Annotated in this window: 18 protein-coding genes and 1 pseudogene; 6 read left to right on the top strand and 13 right to left on the bottom strand. The window is 62.3% G+C overall.

The features are described 5' to 3' along the window. Window positions 1–71 precede the first annotated feature (71 nt). Both BSG20_RS26515 and BSG20_RS26510 read left to right on the top strand, forming a co-directional pair. Complete coding sequence (locus BSG20_RS26515) at window positions 72–980, top strand: LysR substrate-binding domain-containing protein (RefSeq protein ID WP_072380288.1); 909 nt, start codon at window positions 72–74, stop codon at window positions 978–980. 59 nt (window positions 981–1039) lie between these two features. Next, on the top strand, window positions 1040–2161 hold the full coding sequence (locus BSG20_RS26510) for an HPP family protein (RefSeq protein WP_072380290.1): 1122 nt from the start codon (window positions 1040–1042) through the stop codon (window positions 2159–2161). An 8-nt stretch (window positions 2162–2169) separates the two neighbouring features. On the opposite strand, the gene BSG20_RS26505 is transcribed toward BSG20_RS26510, so the two are convergent. From BSG20_RS26505 to BSG20_RS26470, 8 genes are all read right to left on the bottom strand, one after another. Further along, the gene (locus BSG20_RS26505; RefSeq protein ID WP_072380292.1) at window positions 2170–2487 is read right to left on the bottom strand and encodes a hypothetical protein; all 318 of its coding nucleotides are present in this window, start codon (window positions 2485–2487) and stop codon (window positions 2170–2172) included. Then, window positions 2487–3989, bottom strand: coding sequence for a siroheme synthase CysG (gene cysG, locus BSG20_RS26500; RefSeq protein WP_072380294.1), 1503 nt, complete (start codon window positions 3987–3989; stop codon window positions 2487–2489). The genes BSG20_RS26505 and cysG overlap by 1 nt, the downstream gene beginning before the upstream one ends. Beyond that, a complete protein-coding gene (locus BSG20_RS26495) occupies window positions 3961–6618 on the bottom strand; it encodes a nitrate reductase (protein ID WP_072380296.1) in 2658 nt (885 codons plus the stop codon). Before BSG20_RS26495 ends, cysG begins: the two co-directional genes overlap by 29 nt. Further along, window positions 6618–6953 (bottom strand): nitrite reductase small subunit NirD, encoded by a 336-nt coding sequence (nirD, locus tag BSG20_RS26490; RefSeq protein ID WP_024318261.1) that lies wholly within the window; start codon window positions 6951–6953, stop codon window positions 6618–6620. The genes BSG20_RS26495 and nirD overlap by 1 nt, the downstream gene beginning before the upstream one ends. Window positions 6954–6957: 4 nt before the next feature. Next, complete coding sequence (gene nirB / locus BSG20_RS26485; protein ID WP_072380298.1) at window positions 6958–9408, bottom strand: nitrite reductase large subunit NirB; 2451 nt, start codon at window positions 9406–9408, stop codon at window positions 6958–6960. Window positions 9409–9425: 17 nt separating this feature from the next. Next, on the bottom strand, window positions 9426–10688 hold the full coding sequence (locus tag BSG20_RS26480) for an MFS transporter (RefSeq protein WP_072380300.1): 1263 nt from the start codon (window positions 10686–10688) through the stop codon (window positions 9426–9428). 315 nt (window positions 10689–11003) lie between these two features. Then, window positions 11004–12218 carry a CmpA/NrtA family ABC transporter substrate-binding protein gene (locus tag BSG20_RS26475; protein WP_072380302.1) on the bottom strand — a complete coding sequence of 405 codons (1215 nt, stop codon included), beginning with the start codon at window positions 12216–12218 and terminating at the stop codon, window positions 11004–11006. Further along, the gene (locus BSG20_RS26470) at window positions 12215–12832 is read right to left on the bottom strand and encodes an ANTAR domain-containing response regulator (protein WP_072380303.1); all 618 of its coding nucleotides are present in this window, start codon (window positions 12830–12832) and stop codon (window positions 12215–12217) included. Before BSG20_RS26470 ends, BSG20_RS26475 begins: the two co-directional genes overlap by 4 nt. Before the next feature lie 390 nt (window positions 12833–13222). Here BSG20_RS26470 and BSG20_RS26465 point away from each other — a divergent pair, with 390 nt between their 5' ends. Further along, window positions 13223–13981: an alpha/beta hydrolase gene (locus tag BSG20_RS26465; RefSeq protein WP_072380305.1), complete on the top strand. Its 759-nt coding sequence runs from the start codon at window positions 13223–13225 to the stop codon at window positions 13979–13981. A gap of 78 nt (window positions 13982–14059) precedes the next feature. Here BSG20_RS26465 and BSG20_RS26460 read toward each other — a convergent pair whose 3' ends face one another. The 3 genes from BSG20_RS26460 to BSG20_RS26450 all read right to left on the bottom strand — a co-directional run bounded on the left by BSG20_RS26460 (window position 14060) and on the right by BSG20_RS26450 (window position 15521). Next, the gene (locus BSG20_RS26460) at window positions 14060–14323 is read right to left on the bottom strand and encodes a DUF2312 domain-containing protein (RefSeq protein ID WP_007527482.1); all 264 of its coding nucleotides are present in this window, start codon (window positions 14321–14323) and stop codon (window positions 14060–14062) included. Between the two features lie 89 nt (window positions 14324–14412). Beyond that, complete coding sequence (locus BSG20_RS26455) at window positions 14413–14718, bottom strand: DUF1244 domain-containing protein (RefSeq protein ID WP_072380307.1); 306 nt, start codon at window positions 14716–14718, stop codon at window positions 14413–14415. Between the two features lie 11 nt (window positions 14719–14729). After that, a complete protein-coding gene (locus BSG20_RS26450) occupies window positions 14730–15521 on the bottom strand; it encodes an N-formylglutamate amidohydrolase (protein ID WP_024317298.1) in 792 nt (263 codons plus the stop codon). A gap of 198 nt (window positions 15522–15719) precedes the next feature. Here BSG20_RS26450 and BSG20_RS26445 point away from each other — a divergent pair, with 198 nt between their 5' ends. From BSG20_RS26445 to BSG20_RS26435, 3 genes are all read left to right on the top strand, one after another. Next, on the top strand, window positions 15720–16205 hold the full coding sequence (locus BSG20_RS26445; protein ID WP_024317297.1) for a DUF1036 domain-containing protein: 486 nt from the start codon (window positions 15720–15722) through the stop codon (window positions 16203–16205). Continuing rightward, complete coding sequence (pyk, locus tag BSG20_RS26440) at window positions 16205–17644, top strand: pyruvate kinase (protein ID WP_072380309.1); 1440 nt, start codon at window positions 16205–16207, stop codon at window positions 17642–17644. Before BSG20_RS26445 ends, pyk begins: the two co-directional genes overlap by 1 nt. A 136-nt stretch (window positions 17645–17780) precedes the next feature. Continuing rightward, window positions 17781–18416 carry a LysE family translocator gene (locus BSG20_RS26435; RefSeq protein WP_072380311.1) on the top strand — a complete coding sequence of 212 codons (636 nt, stop codon included), beginning with the start codon at window positions 17781–17783 and terminating at the stop codon, window positions 18414–18416. A gap of 7 nt (window positions 18417–18423) precedes the next feature. On the opposite strand, the gene BSG20_RS37765 is transcribed toward BSG20_RS26435, so the two are convergent. Beyond that, a complete protein-coding gene (locus BSG20_RS37765; RefSeq protein WP_280142214.1) occupies window positions 18424–18549 on the bottom strand; it encodes a DUF4865 family protein in 126 nt (41 codons plus the stop codon). Window positions 18550–18901: 352 nt separating this feature from the next. Beyond that, a pseudogene (locus BSG20_RS26425) lies at window positions 18902–19857 on the bottom strand (IS110 family RNA-guided transposase); the annotation flags it as partial.

Raw genomic sequence — 19857 nt, 5'->3', positions numbered from 1 at the left:
GGACGAGCGGGGTTGATTTTCATTTCCATATCGAGAATAAAGTGCCTCCGATATTCTCTCAACGTGAAGCTATGGATCTGTCGTCAATCGAAATTTTCAAGGCGGTCGCATCTCATTGCAGCGTCACTAAGGCGGCGGCGGCAGTCGGCCGCGCACCGTCGAACGTCACTACGCGCATCCAGCAGCTCGAGGAGGATCTCGCGGTTGCGCTTTTCAGCCGCGACGGCAAGAAGATGTCGCTGACGCGCGAAGGCTCGATCTTCCTATCTTATGCGACGCGGCTTGCCGATCTGGCGGAGGAAGCAAGGCAGGCCGTGCGTCCGCTGGCGGTATCGGGCACGCTTCGCGTCGGAACGATGGAGAGCACGGCCGCAAGCCGGCTTCCGGATGTGATCAGGCGGTTTGGATCGCTTTGGCCCGACGTCTCCCTGCAACTCACAATGGGAGCAACGCGGGAACTCATGCAGAGCGTGCTGGCCGAAGAGCTGGACTGCGCATTGGTCGCCCGGCCGCCAGAGGCGTCGCTCGACCAGGCACGCTATGGGGATCTCGACCTGGGCAGGTTCGATGCGCGGCGCATCTATGTCGAGGACCTCATTCTCGTCCTTCCTCCGAAACACCCCGACGTCAAAGCCGCGGCCGACCTGCGTGTCGGGACACTTGCCGTGATGGAGCCAGGCTGCACCTATCGGCGGATGGCCGAGGAGTGGGCTCAGGGCGTCACCCCGCTGCGCAGGCTGGAGCTCGCCTCCTACCATGCGATACTCGCGAGCATTGTCGCCGGCAATGCCTTTGGCGCAATGCCGCGCTCGGTGTTCGATCTCTTGCGCTGGCCCGTCGATATCGTCACCGCTAAGATCGGTGCCGTGGAGACATTTCTCGTCCACCCAAAGGGCGAGCGATCGGATTCGTTCGAGGCCTTTCACGACGTCCTCATTGCCTCGCGGGGCAGGGACGGTCCCTCAATTCCCGGCGGCTGACATCAGCCAGCATCCTTCTATCAATCAGGCGCTTCGTTTCACACACTCTTCGGTCCGTCATGTCAAATTCCAGCAGTCCAAAGGTCGATCCTCGTCACCGCTTCCGCCTCCGCCTGTTTTCGCCGATCCTGGCCGGCGCCACGCTGCGGGAGCGCATGCTTGCCTGCCTTGGCGCACTGATTGCGATCGCGCTGACCGGTATGGTCTGCGGGTACTTCTTTGGCCAGGGCTCTCATCTGCCGTTGATTGTCGCGCCGATGGGCGCTTCGGCCGTTCTCCTTTTCGCCGTGCCGGCAAGTCCGCTGGCGCAGCCATGGTCGATCATTGGCGGCAACACGATTTCCGCAATGATGGGTATCATCGCCGCGCACTTCATCCACGAGCCGATCATCGCAATTGGCGTGGGTGTCTCGCTGGCGATCGGTGCCATGTCGTTCACCCGCTGCCTGCACCCGCCCGGCGGCGCTGCGGCGCTGACCGCTGTGCTGGGCGGCCCGGCAGTGGCAAGCTGGGGGCTGCTCTTCCCCTTCGTGCCGGTGGCACTGAACTCCTGCATTCTGGTGGCGCTCGGCATTCTCTTTCACAAGCTCGGGCGGCGAAACTATCCGCATATCGCCGCTCCAGCGCCGGTCAATACGCATCAGACTATCGATCCGCCGTCCGCGACACGCATCGGTTTTCGCGATGAGGATGTCGATGCGGCGCTGGCGAAATTCGAGGAAACCTTCGATATCGACCGCGGCGACCTGAGCCGCTTGCTGCGGCAGGTCGAGGTCGAGGCCGCCGTTCGCTCCCACGGCACTGTCCGCTGTGCTGATATCATGTCGCGCGATGTGATCGCGGTCGGCGAGAGCGCCACCGCGGAAGAGGCGCGCGCTCTGCTCCTAAAGCACAATGTCCGCACGCTTCCCGTGAAGGATGGCAGCGGCCGATTGATGGGCACCGTCGGGCTGCGGGAATTGATGCAGGCCGAGCAGCTTTCCGATCACATTGCAACAGCGGCAATCGCCTCTCCGGATGCACCCGCCATCAGCCTGTTGCCTGACCTGACGGACGGGCGCACCCACGCAGTTGTCATTGTCGATGCCGGCGGCCACGTGCTTGGGCTCATCTCGCAGACGGACCTGCTCGGCGCCATTGCCCACATGCTGCCGGAACAGACAGGGCGCATCGCCGCCTGAGATGGCGTCTAGAAGGCAGTGGCCGGCCCGAACTGCAGGTAGGCGGCTAGGCTGAGTGTGGACAGGGACACCGCGAGCACCGGCGCCGGTGCCCGCATCGTCCAACCGAGAAGCAGGCCCAGCGCCGCGACCAGCATGCCGAGCCATGGCCCGTTGCCGGCAAAGGCCAATCCAAGAGCGGAAAGGCTGACGGCGCTGGCAATCATCGTGAGGGGGGCGGTCGCCACCGCCGTCTGTGTTTCGCCGCGAAAGATGCTGCTGAAGCGCGGCCAGCTCAAGGCAATGGCCAGAACGAGGAAGACGGGAGCGATCGTCTGGAACTGCATCAGCGCGCGCCCATGACCAAGCGGAGATCGCTTTCGACGTGGCTGGCTTCGCCAGCGACGGCCTGGCGTGCCGCAAGCGCGCTGCCGACCGCGATCAGCACAGGATTGTCATGGCCGATTTCCGCAATCCCTTCGGAGATGGTCGCGAGCCTGCCGCTCCAGTGGCGTTCAGCTGCCCGACTGACGTCGCTGATGATGACGGCCGGCGTTTCCGGCGACAGGCCTTCCGCCACCAACCGATCGGCGATGAGCGGTGCTGTTCGCCCGCCCATGTAGAAGACGGTCGTCGTCCCCGGATCGGCGACGGTGGTCCAATCGACATCGACGGGCAGGCCGCCGTGGCGAGAGTGGCCGGTGATGAAGCGGACGGATTGCGCGTGGTCGCGATGCGTCAGCGAAATCCCGAGGCGGGAGGCCATGGCACTTGCCGCAGTGATGCCGGGGATGACATCGACCGGAATGTTCTCGCGATCGAGATGGGCAATTTCCTCGCCGGCGCGGCCGAAGATCATCGGATCACCGGACTTCAGGCGCACGACGCGCTTGCCTGATTTGGCGAGCTTCACCATCATCTCGTTGATGTCTTCCTGGCGGCAGCTCGTGCGGCCGCCGCGCTTGCCGACCAGCATGCGCTTGGCCTCACGCCGAGCGAGCTCCAGGACCTCCGAAGAAACCAGGTCGTCGAAGAGGATTACATCGGCGGCCTGCAGGGCACGCACGGCTTTCAGGGTCAGCAGTTCCGCATCGCCGGGGCCGGCGCCGACCAGCGTTACACGGCCACCTCTGGAAGAGTGGGCGGGCGCTTCCCGAAACCGTTCGGCTTCCTTGAGAAGCAGCCCGCCGACGCTCTCCTCCGGCGTATCGGCACTTGAAAACGCGCGATCGACAAAGCGCTCCCAAAAGGCGCGGCGCAGCGGCCCGGGCGTGAGCCGCTCATTGATCCTGTCTCGCAGCGAGTGGGCCAGTTCCGCCCAACCTTTCAGCGCTCGCGGCAGCAATGTCTCGATCCGCCGCCGGATTGCCTGGGCGAGGATGGGTGCAGCACCATCGGTCGAGATCGACACGACGACCGGTGAGCGGTTGACGATCGAACCGAACTGGAACTGGCAGAAAGCGGGCTTGTCTATGACATTGACCGGCACGCCTGCCTTGCAAGCAGCGTCAAAAAAGGCCTGCGCTGCATCGTCCTCTTCACAGTCGGCGATGGCAATGGCGGCGCCGGCGAAGATCGTTCCATCCCATGCGCCTGGGTGATGGGTGAAGCCGCCTTCGGTATGTTCGGCACCGCGTACGATCAGCTGTTCGAATGTCTCGGAAAGCGCGTTTGCATAGACATCGACTTTCGCGCCGCAGGCAGCGAGAAGCTCGGCCTTCCAGGCGGCGGCATCGGAACCGCCGGCGACGATCACGCGCTTGCCTTCGAGCGCCCAAAAGACCGGCAGCTTGGCAAGCGGCTCCATGCGGGCGGGTGCTTCACTCCGCGGCTGCTGCAAGACATCCATCGATGATCCCCCTGATCTCGGCGCGGCAGGAGCCGCAATTGGTTCCGGCATTGAGTTCTTTGCCGACGGCTTCGATGCTGTGGCAGCCGCCGCGAACGGCGGCGACGATCTGGTTGACGCCGACGCCGAAGCAGGAGCAGACGGTGGCGCCCGGATCAGGCTTGTCTGCGCCCGGGCGACCCGCAACGAGAGCGAAGCGCTTGCGCAGATTGGTGTGTTCGGCGGTGAGCTGCGAGATCGCCCAGTTGCGGGCAACCGCCACCGGTTCGCGCGCCAGGAACAGGGCCGCAAGCAGCCGCCTGCCGTCGAAGAAGGCGAGCCTCAGATCGCCGGATTGCTGGTCGGCGTAGCCAAGTGGTTCGACGCCGTCGGGGATAGCGAAAGTGGTGCGGCACCACGCGCACCAGTCCTCCACCGGTTGGTCGAAGGCGAGCTCCACCCGCCACCCGCCTTCGGCCTTTGCCAACGCCCAATACGCGGCATCGAGATTGTCCGGTCTGGCTTGGGAGACCGCAAAGCCGTAGCGCGCCGCCTTGAAGCGTCGGGCAGCGACCGCGACATTTTTCGAGGCGGGTTGGCCCGAGTGCGCGTCGGTCAAAGGCGCGACGAGGGCGTCGATGCGGGCCTTGGCGGCAAACTGATCGTTCCAGTGCATAGGCACGAAAATACTGCCGCGGGCCTGGCGCTCTGTGATCAGGGCGCGAACCACGGCTCTGCCATGCGGGCTTTCGATCTCGACGAGGCCGGCTTTGCCGACGTCGATTTCGATAGCGTCGCGCGGGTGCAGCTCGGCGAAGGGCTCGGCGATGTGGGAGGAGAGGCGTGCGCTTTTGCCGGTGCGCGTCATCGTGTGCCACTGGTCGCGAATGCGGCCGGTGTTCAGCGTGAAGGGATAGTCGGCGTTGGTGCGATCAGAGGCGGCCGGTTTGACGGTGATGAAGCGTGCCTTGCCGTCAGCGTGGTAGAAGCCGCCCTTGGCGAAGAAGCGGGTCTCAGTCGCACCGTGGCCTGCAGGCTGTGGCCACTGGAAAGGCGGGAGTTCGTCATAGGCCTGACGGTTCATACCGACGTATGAACCGATGTCGAAGTCGCGATTGCCGTTGTTCTCGAAGGCGGAGAGGGCGGCATGCTCATCGAAGATCTCCGCATTGGAGGGGAAGTCGAAGGCTTGGGAAAAGCCCATCCGCCGGGCCACCTCGGCGAGCTGCCACCAATCGGCGCGCGCTTCTCCCGGTGCATCAAGGAAGGAGCGCTGGCGCGAGATGCGGCGCTCGGAGTTGGTAACCGTACCGCTCTTTTCGCCCCAACCCAACGAGGGCAGAAGGACGTGGGCGTGACGCGCGGTATCGGTGTCCTTCAGGACGTCGGAGACGACGACAAACGGACAGGCTTTGATGGCGGCTTCGACGGCGTCGGCATCCGGCATGGAAACGACCGGGTTGGTCGCCATGATCCAGAGCGATTTGATGCGCCCGTCGGCGACGGCCCTGAACATGTCGACCGCCTTCAGACCCGGCTTTTCGGCAATCGCCGGCGACCGCCAGAAGCGTTGGACGCGGTTGCGATCCTCAGCACTTTCGATTGCCATGTGGGCGGCAAGCATGTTGGCGAGCCCGCCGACCTCACGCCCGCCCATCGCATTCGGCTGGCCGGTGAGGGAGAAGGGCCCCATGCCGGGCCGGCCAATACGGCCGGTGGCGAGGTGACAGTTGATGATGGCGTTGACCTTGTCAGTACCTGACGAGGACTGGTTGACGCCCTGGCTGTAGCAGGTGACCACCTTCTCGGTGGCGGCAAAGAGGCGATAGAACTCGCGAAGCTGCATGGCTGGCAGGCCGGTCAGCTCCAGCACCTCGTTGAAGGAGGTGCCGGAGGCGGACGAAAACGCCTCGGCAAAGCCGGTCGTATGTTCAGCCACGTAATTCTGGTCGATGGCGTTGAGCGCGATCAGGTGCTCGAACAGGCCGACGAAAAGCGCGACATCGCTGTCGGGCCGGATCGCCAAATGCAGGTCGGCGATATCGGCTGTCATCGTCTGCCGCGGATCGATGACGACGACCTTCATGCCGGGGCGAGTGGCCTTGGCAGCCGCCAGCCGCTGATAGACGACCGGGTGGCACCAGGCGAGGTTCGAGCCGGTGAGGATCACCAGATCGGCAAGCTCGATATCCTCGTAGGTGCCTGGCACGGTGTCCGATCCGAAGGCGCGACGGTGGCCGGCGACGGAGGACGACATGCACAGACGCGAATTGGTGTCGATGTTGGCCGAGCCGATGAAGCCCTTCATCAGCTTGTTGGCGACGTAATAATCTTCGGTCAGCAACTGACCGGAGACATAGAAGGCAACGGAATCAGGTCCGTGTTCGGCGATGGCATCCGAAAATCGTTGCGCGACGAGGTCAAGCGCCTGCCCCCATTCTGCGCGCTCCCCCAAAATCTCCGGATGGAGAACGCGCCCATCGAGATCGACGGTTTCGCCGAGCGCCGAGCCCTTCGAGCACAGCCGTCCGAAATTGGCGGGATGATCCGGGTCGCCCTTGACGGAAACCTTGCCGTCGCCTGCGACCTTGGCGATGACGCCGCAACCGACGCCGCAATAGGGACAGGTCGTCTTAACCTCCGTGTCCATTATTCGGCCGCCATCATCAGGCTTTCGAGCGCGATGAAGAGGGCGCCGTCTTCGTTGCGCACCGGAATGGTCCGTACTTCGCCCTCGTCGGCCCCGAGCGCCTTGCCGGTTTCGAGCGAGATCACCCAGTTGTGCAGCGGGCAGGTGACCGCCTTGGCATGGACGATGCCCTGGGAGAGCGGCCCGCCCTTGTGCGGGCAGTGGTCCTCGATGGCGAAGACTTCGTTTTCGGCCGTGCGGAAGACCGCGATCTTGCCCTGGGGGGTCTTCACGCAGCGGGCGCCCCTGAGCGGAATTTCGGAGATGTCGCCGATTGCAATCCAATTCATGTCCATCTCCTTATTCAGCCGCCTGCGGGTAGCCGATCGTCGCCATCGGCCTGAACTCATGCTTGTCCTTGCCGGAGACCCGCTCCGACCAGGGGTCGACCTGAGCGAACGTCTGGGAGAAGACGAAGCGGTCGTAGTAGGCCTTCCGCTTGTCGGCGTCGCTCATGATCTGGCGGCGGATTTCGTCCAGGCCGACGCGCTTTGCCCATTTGTAGATGCGCTCGAGATAGCGGGCCTGCTCGCGGTACATCTGCGTCAGCGCGACGATATGCTCCAGCGCCTCGTCCTCGGTCCTGACGAGGCCGAGAACCTCGGTGCCCTTGATGTCGAGACCAGCAGCACCGGCGAAATGGATCTCGAAACCCGAGTCCACGCAGATGACGCCGATGTCCTTGCAGGTCGCTTCCGCGCAATTGCGCGGGCAGCCGGAGACGGCCATTTTCAGTTTGGCCGGCGTCCACGAGCCCCACATGAACTTCTCGATGCGGATGCCGAGGCCGGTGGAGTCCTGCGTGCCGAAGCGGCACCAGTCCGAACCGACGCAGGTCTTCACCGTGCGCAGCCCCTTGGCATAAGCCTGGCCGGACACGAAGCCGGCCTTGCCGAGATCGGCCCAGACAGCCGGCAGGTCTTCCTTCTCGATGCCGAGCAGGTCGATGCGCTGGCCGCCCGTTACCTTCACCATCGGGATTTCGAACTTGTCGACGACATCCGCGATGGCGCGCAGCTCGTTGGAATTTGTGACGCCGCCCCACATGCGTGGAACAACGGAATACGTGCCGTCCTTCTGGATGTTGGCGTGGACGCGCTCGTTGATGAAGCGCGACTGGTAGTCGTCGGCATATTCGTCCGGCCAGTCGCAGACGAGGTAGTAGTTGAGTGCCGGGCGACACTTGGCGCAGCCGCAGGAGGTCTTCCATTCGAGTTCCTGCATGACGGCAGGAATGCTCTTCAGGCCCTTGGCCTTGATAAGGCGGCGGACGTCGTCGTGGCCGAGTTCCGTGCAGGTGCACATGGGCTGGACGGCGGCCGGATTGTAGCTGTCGCCGAGGGTCAGCGTCATCAGCTTTTCAACGAGGCCGGTACAGGAGCCGCAGGAAGCGGAAGCCTTGGTGTGGGCGCGCACGTCGTCCAGCGACGTCAGGCCCTTAGCTGTGATCGTCGAGGTGATTTTGCCCTTGCAGACGCCGTTGCAGCCACAGATTTCCGCGTCATCCGGCAAGGCTGCAACGGCCGCCATAGGGTCCAGCGGCGACCCTCCCTGGTAGGCTTGACCGAAGATCAGCGTTTCGCGCATCTCGGTTATGTCGGTCTGTTTCTTTTTCAGATCGTTGAACCAGGCACCATCGGCGGTCTCGCCGTAAAGCACGGTGCCGATGATCTTGTTGTCCTTCAGCACAAGACGCTTGTAGACGCCGGCTGAGGCATCCCGCAGCACGATTTCCTCGCGGTCGTCACCATCGGCGAAGTCGCCGAGCGAGAAGAGTTCGATGCCAGTGACCTTGAGCTTGGTCGGTGTGTCCGAATGCACGAAGGTGGCCGAGCGGTCGCCCGACAGATGCGATGCGGCGACGCGGGCCATTTCGTAGAGCGGCGCGACGAGGCCATAGACCATGCCGCCGACTTCCGCGCACTCGCCGAGCGCCATGATGCTGCCGTCCGAGGTCTGCATGCCGTCGTCGACGACGATGCCCCGGTTAACGGCGATGCCAGCCTCTTTCGCGAGCCCGACACTCGGGCGGATGCCGACCGCCATGACAACGAGCGTCGCGGGGATGATACGGCCGTCATCGAGCTCGATGCCCTCGACCTTGCCGTTGCCGATGATCGCCTTGGTGTTGGCCTTGGTGATGACCTTGATGCCGCGCTCTTCCACGGCCTTCTGCAAGAGGTACCCGGCGGCCGGATCGAGCTGGCGCTCCATCAGCGTCGGCATGACATGCAGAACGGTGACGTCCATACCGCGCGACGCAAGGCCGGCGGCCGCTTCTAGGCCGAGCAGGCCGCCGCCGATGACGATCGCCTTCTCGCGCGACTGGGCGGCAAGCAGCATCGCCTGGACGTCATCGAGGTCGCGGTAGGTGATGACGCCGGGCAGATCCTTACCGGGCACGGGAATGATGAAGGGCACGGAGCCGGTGGCGATCACCAGCTTGTCATAGCTTTCAACGACCCCATGATCGGAAGTAACCGTCTTGGCGGCACGATCGATCGCGATGATCTTGTGGCCCTTGTAGAGAGTGATGCCATGCTTGATGTACCATCCATCGCCGTGGATGATGATTTCCTCGTAATCCTTCTCGCCCGATAGAACCGGCGAGAGCATGATGCGGTCGTAATTGACGCGCGGCTCGGCATTGAAGATCGTGACCTGGTATTGGTCGGGCGCCTTTTCGAAGAGGTGCTCGAGCATGCGCCCGGGCGCCATGCCGTTGCCGATGATGACAAGCTTCTCAGTCATAGTTTCAGGTCCTCAGATCAGGTGGCGGCGACGGCTTGTGTGGAGAGCCCACGGCGGTCGAGTTGCTTGACCGACAGGTGCATCCAGATGAGCGAGACCAAGACGACCGCAAAGAGCAGCATGAAACAGCTCGACCAGAGGCCGGTCATGTCCTTGAGCAGGCCGAAGGCGATGGGCAGGATGAAGCCGCCAAGGCCGCCCATCATGCCGACGATGCCGCCGACGGCCCCGACGTTTTCGGGGTAGTAGGCGGGGATATGCTTGTAGATGGCAGCCTTGCCGAGGCTCATGACGAAGCCGAGGGCGAAGATGACGACGATGAAGACAACCGGCGTGATCCCGAGCGCACCGCCGGTCCCGGCAGCCGGAAGCGACAGGATAAGCGTTGCGACGGCTGACACGGCAAACATTGCGTACATGACGCTGCGTGCGCCCCTCTTGTCGGAGAGAACGCCGCCGAAGGCGCGGAAAATGCTGCCAGGAATGGAATAGGCGGCCGCAACCATCCCGGCGACACCCAGATTGAAGCCGTAGACGCCGACCAGATAGCGGGGCAGCCACAGCGACAGGGCAACGAAGCCACCGAAAGCGAAGAAGTAATAGAGCGAGAAGCGCCAGACCTGTGCGTTCTTCAGCGGTGCGAATTCCTGAAGCAGGCTCTTGGAGGCAACGCCTCGCTCACGGCGGCGACGGAAGGCCGGATCATCTGTCGTGGTGAACCAGAAGACGATCGCCATCAGCGCCAGGCCGACGGCCCAGATCTGGGCAACAGCCTGCCAGCCCCAGGCGATCAGGACGAAAGGCGCTGCGAATTTGGTCACAGCCGCACCGACGTTGCCAGCGCCGAAGATGCCAAGCGCCGTTCCCTGCTTCTCCGCTGGAAAGAAAGGCGAGACATAGGCGACACCGACCGCGAAGGAACCGCCGGCAAGCCCGACGCCGAGGCCGGCGATCAGCATCTGGGTATAGGTGTGGGCATAGGAGAGGAGGAAGGTCGCCAGGGCGGCGGCGAGCATGGTCAGCGTGTAGACGAGGCGGCCGCCATAACGGCCGGTCCAGATGCCAAGGACGATGCGCACGAGCGAGCCGGTTAGGACAGGCGTGCCGATGAGCAATCCGAACTCGGCCTCATTCAGGCCGAGTTCCTCCTTGATGCGAATGCCGATGATCGCGAAGATCGTCCAAACGGCAAAACAGAGGGTGAAGGCAATCGTGGACATCCACAATGCTTTGGCTGGTTCGCCGGCGGACATGGACTGCGTATTCCTGATAACAGACATGGCTTCTCCGGGGCCCGACAAGGTCGTGCCGATCCATCGCTAGGGGTTAAAAACAAAAAGCCGCTGGTCAGGGCGCGCATGCGCGAGGTGCGCGGGCTATCCTGATCAGCGGCTTTGCTGTGGGCGCCCGTCGTTGGACACCAAATTCTTGGCCACTTGGCCTGCTTATAGCAAAGCAAGGGGCGTGCCAGTTTCTCAAGTGCTTGTTTTTAAATGGCTAAGATTGATTGCCTAAACCGGGCGGTATTGTCTGCGCTAACGCATTTTGCAGCAATCGCTCCAAAAATTGTGCAATGCGCATAAAATAAGCAGGCTCTAGGATTGGCTCTGAATGGCGATGTAGCCATCCACGTCATCCGGATCGAACAGGCCGCCGTCGAAGAATCCGTCCGGCCCGAGCGTCAGGGCGCCACTGGAGCCGACGGGCGTTTCGAGGCGGAGCGCGCCTTCCACCTTGGAGCTTGCTGCCGGCATGGCAATGCCGAGTGTCTTCAGCGCGCTTCGGTAGATGTCGGGCCTGTAGGTGTCGTTGGCGATCTGCTGGCGTTCTGGCGTGTGCCCGATGTGTCCCCAGCGAACCATCTGTGTATAGAACCACAGGGCGTGGCTCTTCCACGGAAATGTCGCCGCCTTGGCATTGGGGACGAAAAAGTCCTTGATGCTCAGCGTCTCGCCTGCGCCGATGTGCAGGAGACCGGCCAATGCGGGTAGCAGGCTTTCTGCGGGCCGATCCACATAGGCGGGCTTTGCCAGCAGCTTGGCAAGCTCCTCGTGATTGCGGGTGTCTGCGCACCAGAGGGAGGCCGTGTAGAGAGCCTGCAGGAGAGCTGCCAAGGCCTCCGGGTGGCCGTCGGCCCAGCGGCTGTTGACGCCAAGTACCTTTTCCGGGCTCGATTTCCAGATGGCGGCCTTCACCGTCGCCAGATGGGCGCGGTTGTGGAGCACGCCGAGCGTGTTCCACGGCTCTCCGGCGCAGTAGCCGTCGATAATGCCGGCCGTCAGCGCGTCAGCCATATCAGGGGGAGGCAGAATGCCGATCTCCACATCCCGGTCGGGATCGATGCCGCTCGCGGCCAGCCAATAGCGCAGTTCGTAATTATGGCCCGAATAGGGATGGACGACGCCAAAGCGAAGCCGTTCGCCTTTGCGGCGATCGATGACCTGCCGTAGAGCAAGGCCGCTGGAGCGAGCATCGAGATCGGGCAAGGCGCCGCATTCGGCCATTTCGTTCCATAGACCGGCGGAGACGGTCACGGCGTTACCCCCAAGCCCAAGCGCCAGCGGCACGATCATGCGCGGAGCCGGTGCGGTTAGCCCGAGATTGCAGGCGATCGGCATGGGAGCGAGAATATGCGCCACGTCGAAATGGCTAACCGCAAGTCGGTCGCGAATCGTCGCCCAAGAGCGTTCGCGCACCAGCGTGAGGTCGATCTCCTGTTCCGCCGCAAAGCCCTTTTCCTTGGCGGCGACCAGAAGAGCGCTGTCAAGAAGCGGCAGGAAGCCGGCGGTGATCTGATGTGTGCTCGTCATGCGTCGGTTCCCGGGTCCAGAAGGCTTGCGGCGGTAATCAGGCTTTGGGCGATCTCGACGATCTTCCTGTTCTGGTTCATGGCCGTTCGCCGCATGAGCGCATAGGCCTCGTCTTCCGACAGCCCGCGGGATCGCATCAGCAATCCCTTCGCGCGGTCGGTCAGCTTGCGGTTCTCCAGTTCTCCGCGCGTCTCCTCCAACTCGCGGTTCAGGCGCGAGAAGGCGTTGAAACGGCTGATCGCCATCTTGAGGATCGGGCGCACACGCTCCTGCTTCAGGCCGTCGACGATATAGGCGGAAACGCCAGCCTCGACGGCGGCTTCGATCGAAGCCTCGTCCGACTTGTCGACAAACATTGCAATGGGGCGTTTTACCGCGCGCGAGATCTGGAAGATGCTTTCCAGCATGTCGCGGTTCGGGTTCTCGATGTCGATGACGATGACATCGGGGTTGATCTCCATGATGCGCCTCGCAAGGCCGTTCATGTCGTCGATGATCGTGACATTGTCGTAGCCGGCCTCGCGCAGCCCGACCTCGATGATCGAAGCCCGGATGCTGTTCTCGTCGATGACGAGCACATTGAGGTCGCTGGGCGTGGAAGTACGGTTGGCCACGGGTCTACCGCCGGTCGCTAATGTCAGGCATGCGCGTCGAATGAGATAGCGCCGTCCTTGGTATCGCAAAAGGTGCCATGCTGGTGTTGTACTGCCCTGTGATCTATGAGGCGGCTATCGAAGCCCATCGGGAGGCCATTGAATGCGCGAACGACGCCTCAAAATCAAGCAGTTTATATGGTTGCTTATTCCATGAGCATCCACGCGGAGCAAGGGAGGCCGCTCTTTGCGCAAACCTGCACTGTTAGAAGGGCACTACACTGCGGTACATTTAGCCTGGAAACCTGACATATCGGCGATACGTCGCACCGACCAGATTGCCACGCCTTCAGCCGATGCCTCCAGATCTTTTCCGGGCTGAATGCGTCATAAACCAAAAGGAGTGACCGCATGAATCGTCGTATCGTTTCCACTTTCGCGCTTGCACTCGCCACCAGTGTCATCGCCGTTGCGGCCCAAGCCGCGCAGATCAAGAACATCGTCATCGTTCACGGCGCCTTCGCCGATGGGTCGAGCTGGCGCAAGGCTACCGAAATCCTGGGGCGGCGCGGCTTTCATGTCACGCTCGTGCAGGAACCTCTGACTTCCCTGGCCGACGATATCGCCGCAACGAACCGCGTGTTGGACCTGCAGGATGGGCCGACGCTATTGGTCGGCCACAGCTATGGCGGCATGGTCATTACCGAAGCGGGTCACAACCCGCACGTCAACGGGCTTGTTTACGTGGCAGCCTTCCAGCCTGACAAGGGCGAAGATCTGGCCACCCTTGCCGGCTCGAAGCCACCGGCCGGAACAAGCGTCAAGGAAACCAAGGACGGCAAATACCTTTATCTCGACCCAAGCGCATATCATGCCGATTTTGCCGCCGACCTCCCCAAGCGCGAAACGGCCTTCCTCGCCCAGTCGCAGGTTTTTGCTGCCAAGGAGGCTCTGACAACGAAAGTCGGCGACCCCGCCTGGCGGACGAAAAAGAGCTGGTCGATCGTTTCGACAGAGGATCGCGCCATCAACCCAGAGTTGGAGCGGACGATGGCAAAACGCGCCGGCAGCCTGGTTACCGAGATCAAGTCCAGTCATGCCGTCTTCGCATCACAGCCCAAGAAGGTTGCCGACGTGATCGAGAAGGCGGCCAAGGACGCGGTCAGATAAGATTTGCCGAGCGCAAACTCGGCACAAAAAGAAAGCCGCCGAGGGGATCGGCGGCTTTGAACGTAATACGTGGAAAACTCAGCCTTCCGGCGGCGCTTCGATCATGCCGAGCGCATGCAGATAGGTGTCGAGGATTGCGTCCTCTTCCATGCGTTCCTGCTCGTCCTTCTTGCGCAGCGCAACGACCTTCTTGAGGATCTTTGTATCGAAGCCCATGCCCTTGGCTTCGCCATAGACGTCCTTGATGTCGTCGGCGATGGTCTTCTTTTCTTCTTCCAGGCGTTCAATGCGCTCCACAAAAGCGCGAAGCTGGTCGCGGGCGACGCCATGAGCATCAGACATCGTGTTCTCCTGATAGGGGTGTGAAATTCGGATGGCGTTGACTGCCGCGAAGCGTGCTCGGGGTCAAGCCGATTCAGGTCGCAAGGGGACTATTTGTGCGGCTTGTTCAGTTCAAATGCGGCTTTTTGCTCGCACGAGGCTTCGTTCTGATGGAGATTTCTCCAATCCTCATATGTCATCCCGTAGACGATTTCGCGCGATTCGTCCTTTGATAGCGCGACGCCTTCGGCCTCGGCCGCCTCGCGATACCAGTTGGACAGGCAATTGCGGCAGAAGCCGGCCAGATTCATCAGGTCGATATTCTGCACGTCGCTGCGTTCGCGCAGATGCTCCACGAGGCGGCGAAAAGCCGCAGCCTCGAATTCGGTCTGCTGTTGTTTCGTCAGGGCGGCCATCTTGGTCTCCTTCATTCGTACGGGCCAGTGCGCGACACGTGCACATTATACTCGTGCAGCGCCGGATTGGCGTTCATCGTCTGAAAGATCGGCGCGAGACGCTTTGCCCATGCGGCAATGCCGGGCTCGTCGCCGATCAGGTCCTGACGCACCTCCAGCAGCGCGTGCGGGATGCCGGTCAGCATGCAATGCCGATACATCGTGTCGCCCTTCAGTGCGCCGTCGTAGGGTTCGTTGTCACCGACCACGAGATCGGGATCGCTGCGCAACATATCAAGCAGGGGAGCGACTGCGCGATGGTCGGTATCCCACAGAACGGCGGCGTGCCAAGGGCGAGGAAAGTGTTTCCAGACCGGCGTATAGGAATGAAGCGAGAGAACAAGCGGCGCACTCCCGGTCTTGTTTGCCACCCTGTCGATCGTTTCACTGACGGCATGGTGATAAGGCCGGTGGAACGTTTCGACCCGGTAGTTCCATTCCTCAGCGGTGATCGGATGATTGCCCGGAACGATCGCGCCGTCTGATATCTTCATGATCAGTGTGGGGTCGTCCTCACCACGATTCGGGTCAATCAGCAAACGCGAAAAGCCGCCCAGCACGGCGGGCACACCGAGTTTCGTCGACAGGTTCCGTACGAGTCCCTCGATGCCGATGTCATAGGCGATGTGACGCTCGAATGCACTGTCCGGCAAGCCAAGCCTGCCATAGCGCTCCGGCAGTCGGTTCATCGCGTGATCGCCGAGGAGTACCATGCCTTTGTCATGATCGCCGGCTAATAGTTCAAGTGATTTGAAAGTGCTCATGAAGGAAATGGCCGATCGCAGTTTACGGGGCTGTCTCTGATCGCACGGGGCACGGACGGGTTCAAGCGCGGTTGGCAAGCAAAGGCCGCGGCCCGGTCGAAGTACCGCCGGCCATCCGGAATATAATCGATTAGCATTGCGTTGACATTCGCGGGGAGGCAGCGCAAGAAGGCACAACAACGAATAACCGGGAGCCAATTGGAAGTCGTGTTGATCCAGACCGCGCCAAGTTTCCTTACGCGTTCCGGGCCGCTTGCCCGTTTTGCCCTTTTTGTTCTTACGGCGTTCTCGCCGTTCTTCATTGCCGATGTGGCCCGCGCGGATTTCCGCGTGTGCAACGGAACGCAGAATCTGGTGGGCGTGGCGATCGGATATCGAGCCAAGGATGGCTGGATGACGGAAGGCTGGTGGCAAGTGCCGGCGACGACCTGCGCGACGCTGATCGAAGGGGAGTTGCAGTCCCGATATTATTATCTCTACGCCGAAGACGCTGCCCGGGGAGGCCGATGGACGGGTGACGTACAGATGTGCGTGGCGGAAAACGAGTTCAAGATCACGGGGGTCAATGACTGCTACGCCCGTGGCTATCAGAAGATGGGGTTCAAGGAATATGACACGGGCCGCCAGGGCAGCTGGATGGTTCAACTTTCCGATACCCCCGGTACGCAAGAAAGCCCGAATTGATGAAGCGCAACCGCAAAATTAAAATCCTCGCCACCCTCGGACCCGCCTCGTCCGAGGAATCGATGATCGAAAAGCTGCACCAGGCCGGTGCGGACGTCTTCCGCATCAACATGAGCCACGCCAGCCATGACGTCATGCGCACGTTGATCAAGCGCATCCGCGCCGTCGAAGCGCGCTCCGGCCGTCCGATCGGCATCCTCGCCGACCTGCAGGGCCCGAAGCTGCGCGTCGGCAAGTTTGCCGAAGGCAAGGTCGACCTGAAGCCGGGCGATACCTTCACGCTCGACAACAAGGACGTTGCCGGCGACGCCACCCGCGTGTTCCTGCCGCATCCGGAAATCCTGGAATCGGTGCAGCCCGGGCACCGGTTGCTGATCGATGACGGCAAGCTCGCACTGCGCGCCGAAAAGTGCGACGGCAAGAGCATCGTCACGACGGTTATATCAGGCACCAAGATCTCCGACCGCAAGGGCGTCAGCCTTCCCGATACGCTGCTCACCGTCGGCGTGCTGACGGATAAGGACCGCACGGACCTCGCAGCGGTTCTCGAAACCGATGACGTCGACTGGGTCGCGCTCTCCTTCGTGCAGCGCCCGGAAGATCTGGCCGAAGTGCGCAAGCTCGCGCGCGGCCGCGTCGGCATCATGTCGAAAATCGAAAAGCCGCAGGCGATCGAGCGTATCGAGGAAATCATCGAGCTCTCCGACGCCCTCATGGTTGCCCGTGGCGATCTCGGCGTCGAAATGCCGCTCGAATCCGTTCCGGGCATCCAGAAGCAACTGATCCGCGCCTGCCGCCGTTCGGGCAAGCCTGTCGTCGTCGCCACGCAGATGCTGGAATCGATGATCTCCGCGCCGGTCCCGACACGCGCCGAAGTGTCTGACGTCGCCACCGCCGTTTTCGAAGGCGCCGATGCCGTCATGCTGTCGGCCGAATCCGCGTCTGGCGACTATCCGGTCGAAGCGGTCGCGACGATGGCCTCCATCGCCAGCGCCATCGAGCGCGAGCCGCACTATCCCGGCATCATCTACGCGCAGCGTGCGCAGCCGGAGGCAACCGGGGCTGACGCGATTTCGCTCGCAGCCCGCCAGATCGCCGAAACGCTGCGCCTGTCGGCCATCGTCTGTTACACCTCGTCCGGCACAACCGGTCTTCGCGCCTCGCGCGAGCGTCCGCAGGTCCCGATCCTGGCGCTGTCGCCGGTTATCCAGACCGCCCGCCGCCTTGCGATCGTTTGGGGCCTGCACTGCGTCGTCACGCATGACGCGACGGACCTCGACGACATGGTAAACCGTGCCTGCCGTATCGTCGCCGACGAAGGCTTCGGCAAGCCGGGCGACCGCATCATCATCTCGGCCGGCGTGCCGCTTGGAACGCCGGGCGCGACCAACATGCTGCGCATCGCCTATATCGGCTCCGACGGCCAGACCGGCATCTGAGGCTCTCCGCAGGGATTGAACGAAAGCCCGTCCCCTGACACAGGCGGCTGGCTTTCTGTTTTCAGCCCACGCGCTATGCTCCCTTGTGTAGGACACCTGCAAATGCAAGTCTGCGCCCGAAGACCGGGAGGGCATCATGCAGACAGTCACGCTTCTTGCGTTCGCAGCCGTTTCCTTCGTTGGCATCGCCACGCCGGGACCAACGGTGCTTCTGGCGATGACGAACGGTTCGCGTTACGGCGTCAGGCGTGCTGCTGCCGGCATGGTGGGCGCCGTGCTGTCGGATTTCGTGCTGATCGGGGCGGTTTCGATCGGTCTCGGCGCGCTGCTGGCGGCTTCGGAATTTTGGTTCTCGGCTCTCAAATATGTCGGCGCCGCCTACCTGGCTTTTCTCGGCATCATGATGTTGCGGTCGAAAGGCACGATCGATGCCGCCTTGAAGCAAGGGACTGCGGCCGCGACCGAAACGCCGTTTTCGATCGGTCTGAAGAGTTTCATGGTCGCGGTGACCAATCCGAAGGGCTATCTCTTCTTCTCGGCCTTCCTGCCACAGTTCATCGATCCAACGAGCCCGCAGTCGAGCCAATATGCCGTGCTGGCGCTGGTGTTCGCCGCGCTCGATTTCACCATCATGCTTGCCTATGCGGTGTTCGGCGCGCAGGCTGTGCGCTTCCTCAAGACGAGTGGAGCGCTCTGGCTCGAGCGCGCCTGCGGCGGCGCGCTCCTGGCACTGGCTGGTTCGCTGGCGCTCTATCGTCGGGCGACGGTGTGATCCAGACTTAGGGCAGGGAGACGTGTCCGACGCGATAAATCTGGCTTGAGCCTGAGATGAGCGGGGCAGATCGGTGCAGGCTGAAGCGCACCAGCGTCCAGTTCGTTGGGTCAAAAGCGCAGACGCTGGCCAGGACCTCGCCCTATCGCGCCTCGCGTTGCGCGCGTTTGCTCTCTTCCTCTCTGATTTGCGCCAGCGGGGCGTAGGGCTCTATCATCATGGTCTCCAATGAAAGAACTCAAGGGGAAAACACCTTCGGTTGGCGGCTTTTCCTTGGGTTCGGTTATGTTTTGACCGGCATTTGTGCCGCTCGGCAACGTCCTTCGTTCCGTAGGACAGATTGCTTTTCCGTCTTTCGGTTCTGAACCAGTCTCCAATTCGTGACCTGATGCATATGGCTTCGGTCACAGAGTGGCGTTCGGCTCCCGGCTTCCCATTCTCCTGCAAGAGCGCAGCCCAGACCTGCCGGGCTCGCTAAACGACAATCAGGACAGTCGGGATATCGTCGACGCGCCTTCCGGGGTGTTGGTGACGCGCGGCTCGTAAGCGCGTTGGTCACGCAGGATCTGGAAGGCGATCGTCAAAAGTTTGCGCGCAATCGCCACCCGCGCCTTGTTGGTTCCTCTGATCTTCAGATGCTCGTACTGGGCACGAAGTTGCGGATCGCTGGCGGTGGCGGGGGTGACGGCTTCGACGAAAGCCCAGCGCAGCCACTTGTTGCCCTGCTTGATGATTTTGCCGTGGAAGGTCTTGCCGCCGCTCGAATAGGTCGAGGGCACAAGCCCGGCATAGGCGGCCAGTTTCTTCGGGTTGCGGAACCGGGCTATGTCGTCGATCTCCGCGTCGATCAGCCGGGCGAAGAACTCGCCGATGCCGGGGATCGTCTTCAACAGCTTGACGTTGGTATTGGCCTTGGTCATCGCCCGGATCGTTTCTTCCGACTGCTTGATGCGCACGTCGATGTCGCCGATGAAGGCGAGGCCACGGTCGATCTGGACCCGGTCGATCTCCGAGACGTTCACCTGCGCAAGCTGGACGCGGCCGGCCTTGCCGAACAGATCACTGAGCTTCTTCAACTGCGCCGTCTGCTCAGGATAGCGGTCGAACACCGTCACGATGCGGTTCTTCGTCATCGTGCGCAGCCGGACGTAAAACATCCGCTCGCGCAGCGCGACGCGCAGCTCTCTTGCGCGTTCGCCGGGTGCCCAGGCCTCCGGCACCAGATCGGTGCGCAGCAGATGTGCCAAGACCGTCGCATCGATCTTGTCGGTCTTGATCTTGGCGTCGGCAATCGCCTGACCTTCCAGGGATGGGCGAGAACGACATCATCACAAATGTCGTCGAGCCAGTCATACATCACCATCCAGTTGCGGGTGGCCTCGACCACGGCATGCGAGTTCTCGCGGTAGCGTTCCAGAAACCCACCGAGCGACTGGCGATC

Source organism: Rhizobium tibeticum, assembly GCF_900110205.1.
Taxonomy (GTDB): domain Bacteria; phylum Pseudomonadota; class Alphaproteobacteria; order Rhizobiales; family Rhizobiaceae; genus Rhizobium; species Rhizobium tibeticum.
Note: the sequence above shows the minus strand (reverse complement) of the source record. Positions and strands in the feature narration are given on the sequence as shown.

Excerpts from the sequence above, each read along its gene's own strand:
- BSG20_RS26515 (WP_072380288.1), top strand. The coding sequence starts at position 72 with ATGGATCTGTCGTCAATCGAAATTTTCAAGGCGGTCGCATCTCATTGC.
- BSG20_RS26510 (WP_072380290.1), top strand. The coding sequence starts at position 1,040 with ATGTCAAATTCCAGCAGTCCAAAGGTCGATCCTCGTCACCGCTTCCGC.
- BSG20_RS26505 (WP_072380292.1), bottom strand. The coding sequence starts at position 2,487 with ATGCAGTTCCAGACGATCGCTCCCGTCTTCCTCGTTCTGGCCATTGCC.
- cysG (WP_072380294.1), bottom strand. The coding sequence starts at position 3,989 with ATGGATGTCTTGCAGCAGCCGCGGAGTGAAGCACCCGCCCGCATGGAG.
- BSG20_RS26495 (WP_072380296.1), bottom strand. The coding sequence starts at position 6,618 with ATGGACACGGAGGTTAAGACGACCTGTCCCTATTGCGGCGTCGGTTGC.
- nirD (WP_024318261.1), bottom strand. The coding sequence starts at position 6,953 with ATGGACATGAATTGGATTGCAATCGGCGACATCTCCGAAATTCCGCTC.
- nirB (WP_072380298.1), bottom strand. The coding sequence starts at position 9,408 with ATGACTGAGAAGCTTGTCATCATCGGCAACGGCATGGCGCCCGGGCGC.
- BSG20_RS26480 (WP_072380300.1), bottom strand. The coding sequence starts at position 10,688 with ATGTCTGTTATCAGGAATACGCAGTCCATGTCCGCCGGCGAACCAGCC.
- BSG20_RS26475 (WP_072380302.1), bottom strand. The coding sequence starts at position 12,218 with ATGACGAGCACACATCAGATCACCGCCGGCTTCCTGCCGCTTCTTGAC.
- BSG20_RS26465 (WP_072380305.1), top strand. The coding sequence starts at position 13,223 with ATGAATCGTCGTATCGTTTCCACTTTCGCGCTTGCACTCGCCACCAGT.
- BSG20_RS26460 (WP_007527482.1), bottom strand. The coding sequence starts at position 14,323 with ATGTCTGATGCTCATGGCGTCGCCCGCGACCAGCTTCGCGCTTTTGTG.
- BSG20_RS26455 (WP_072380307.1), bottom strand. The coding sequence starts at position 14,718 with ATGGCCGCCCTGACGAAACAACAGCAGACCGAATTCGAGGCTGCGGCT.
- BSG20_RS26450 (WP_024317298.1), bottom strand. The coding sequence starts at position 15,521 with ATGAGCACTTTCAAATCACTTGAACTATTAGCCGGCGATCATGACAAA.
- pyk (WP_072380309.1), top strand. The coding sequence starts at position 16,205 with ATGAAGCGCAACCGCAAAATTAAAATCCTCGCCACCCTCGGACCCGCC.
- BSG20_RS26435 (WP_072380311.1), top strand. The coding sequence starts at position 17,781 with ATGCAGACAGTCACGCTTCTTGCGTTCGCAGCCGTTTCCTTCGTTGGC.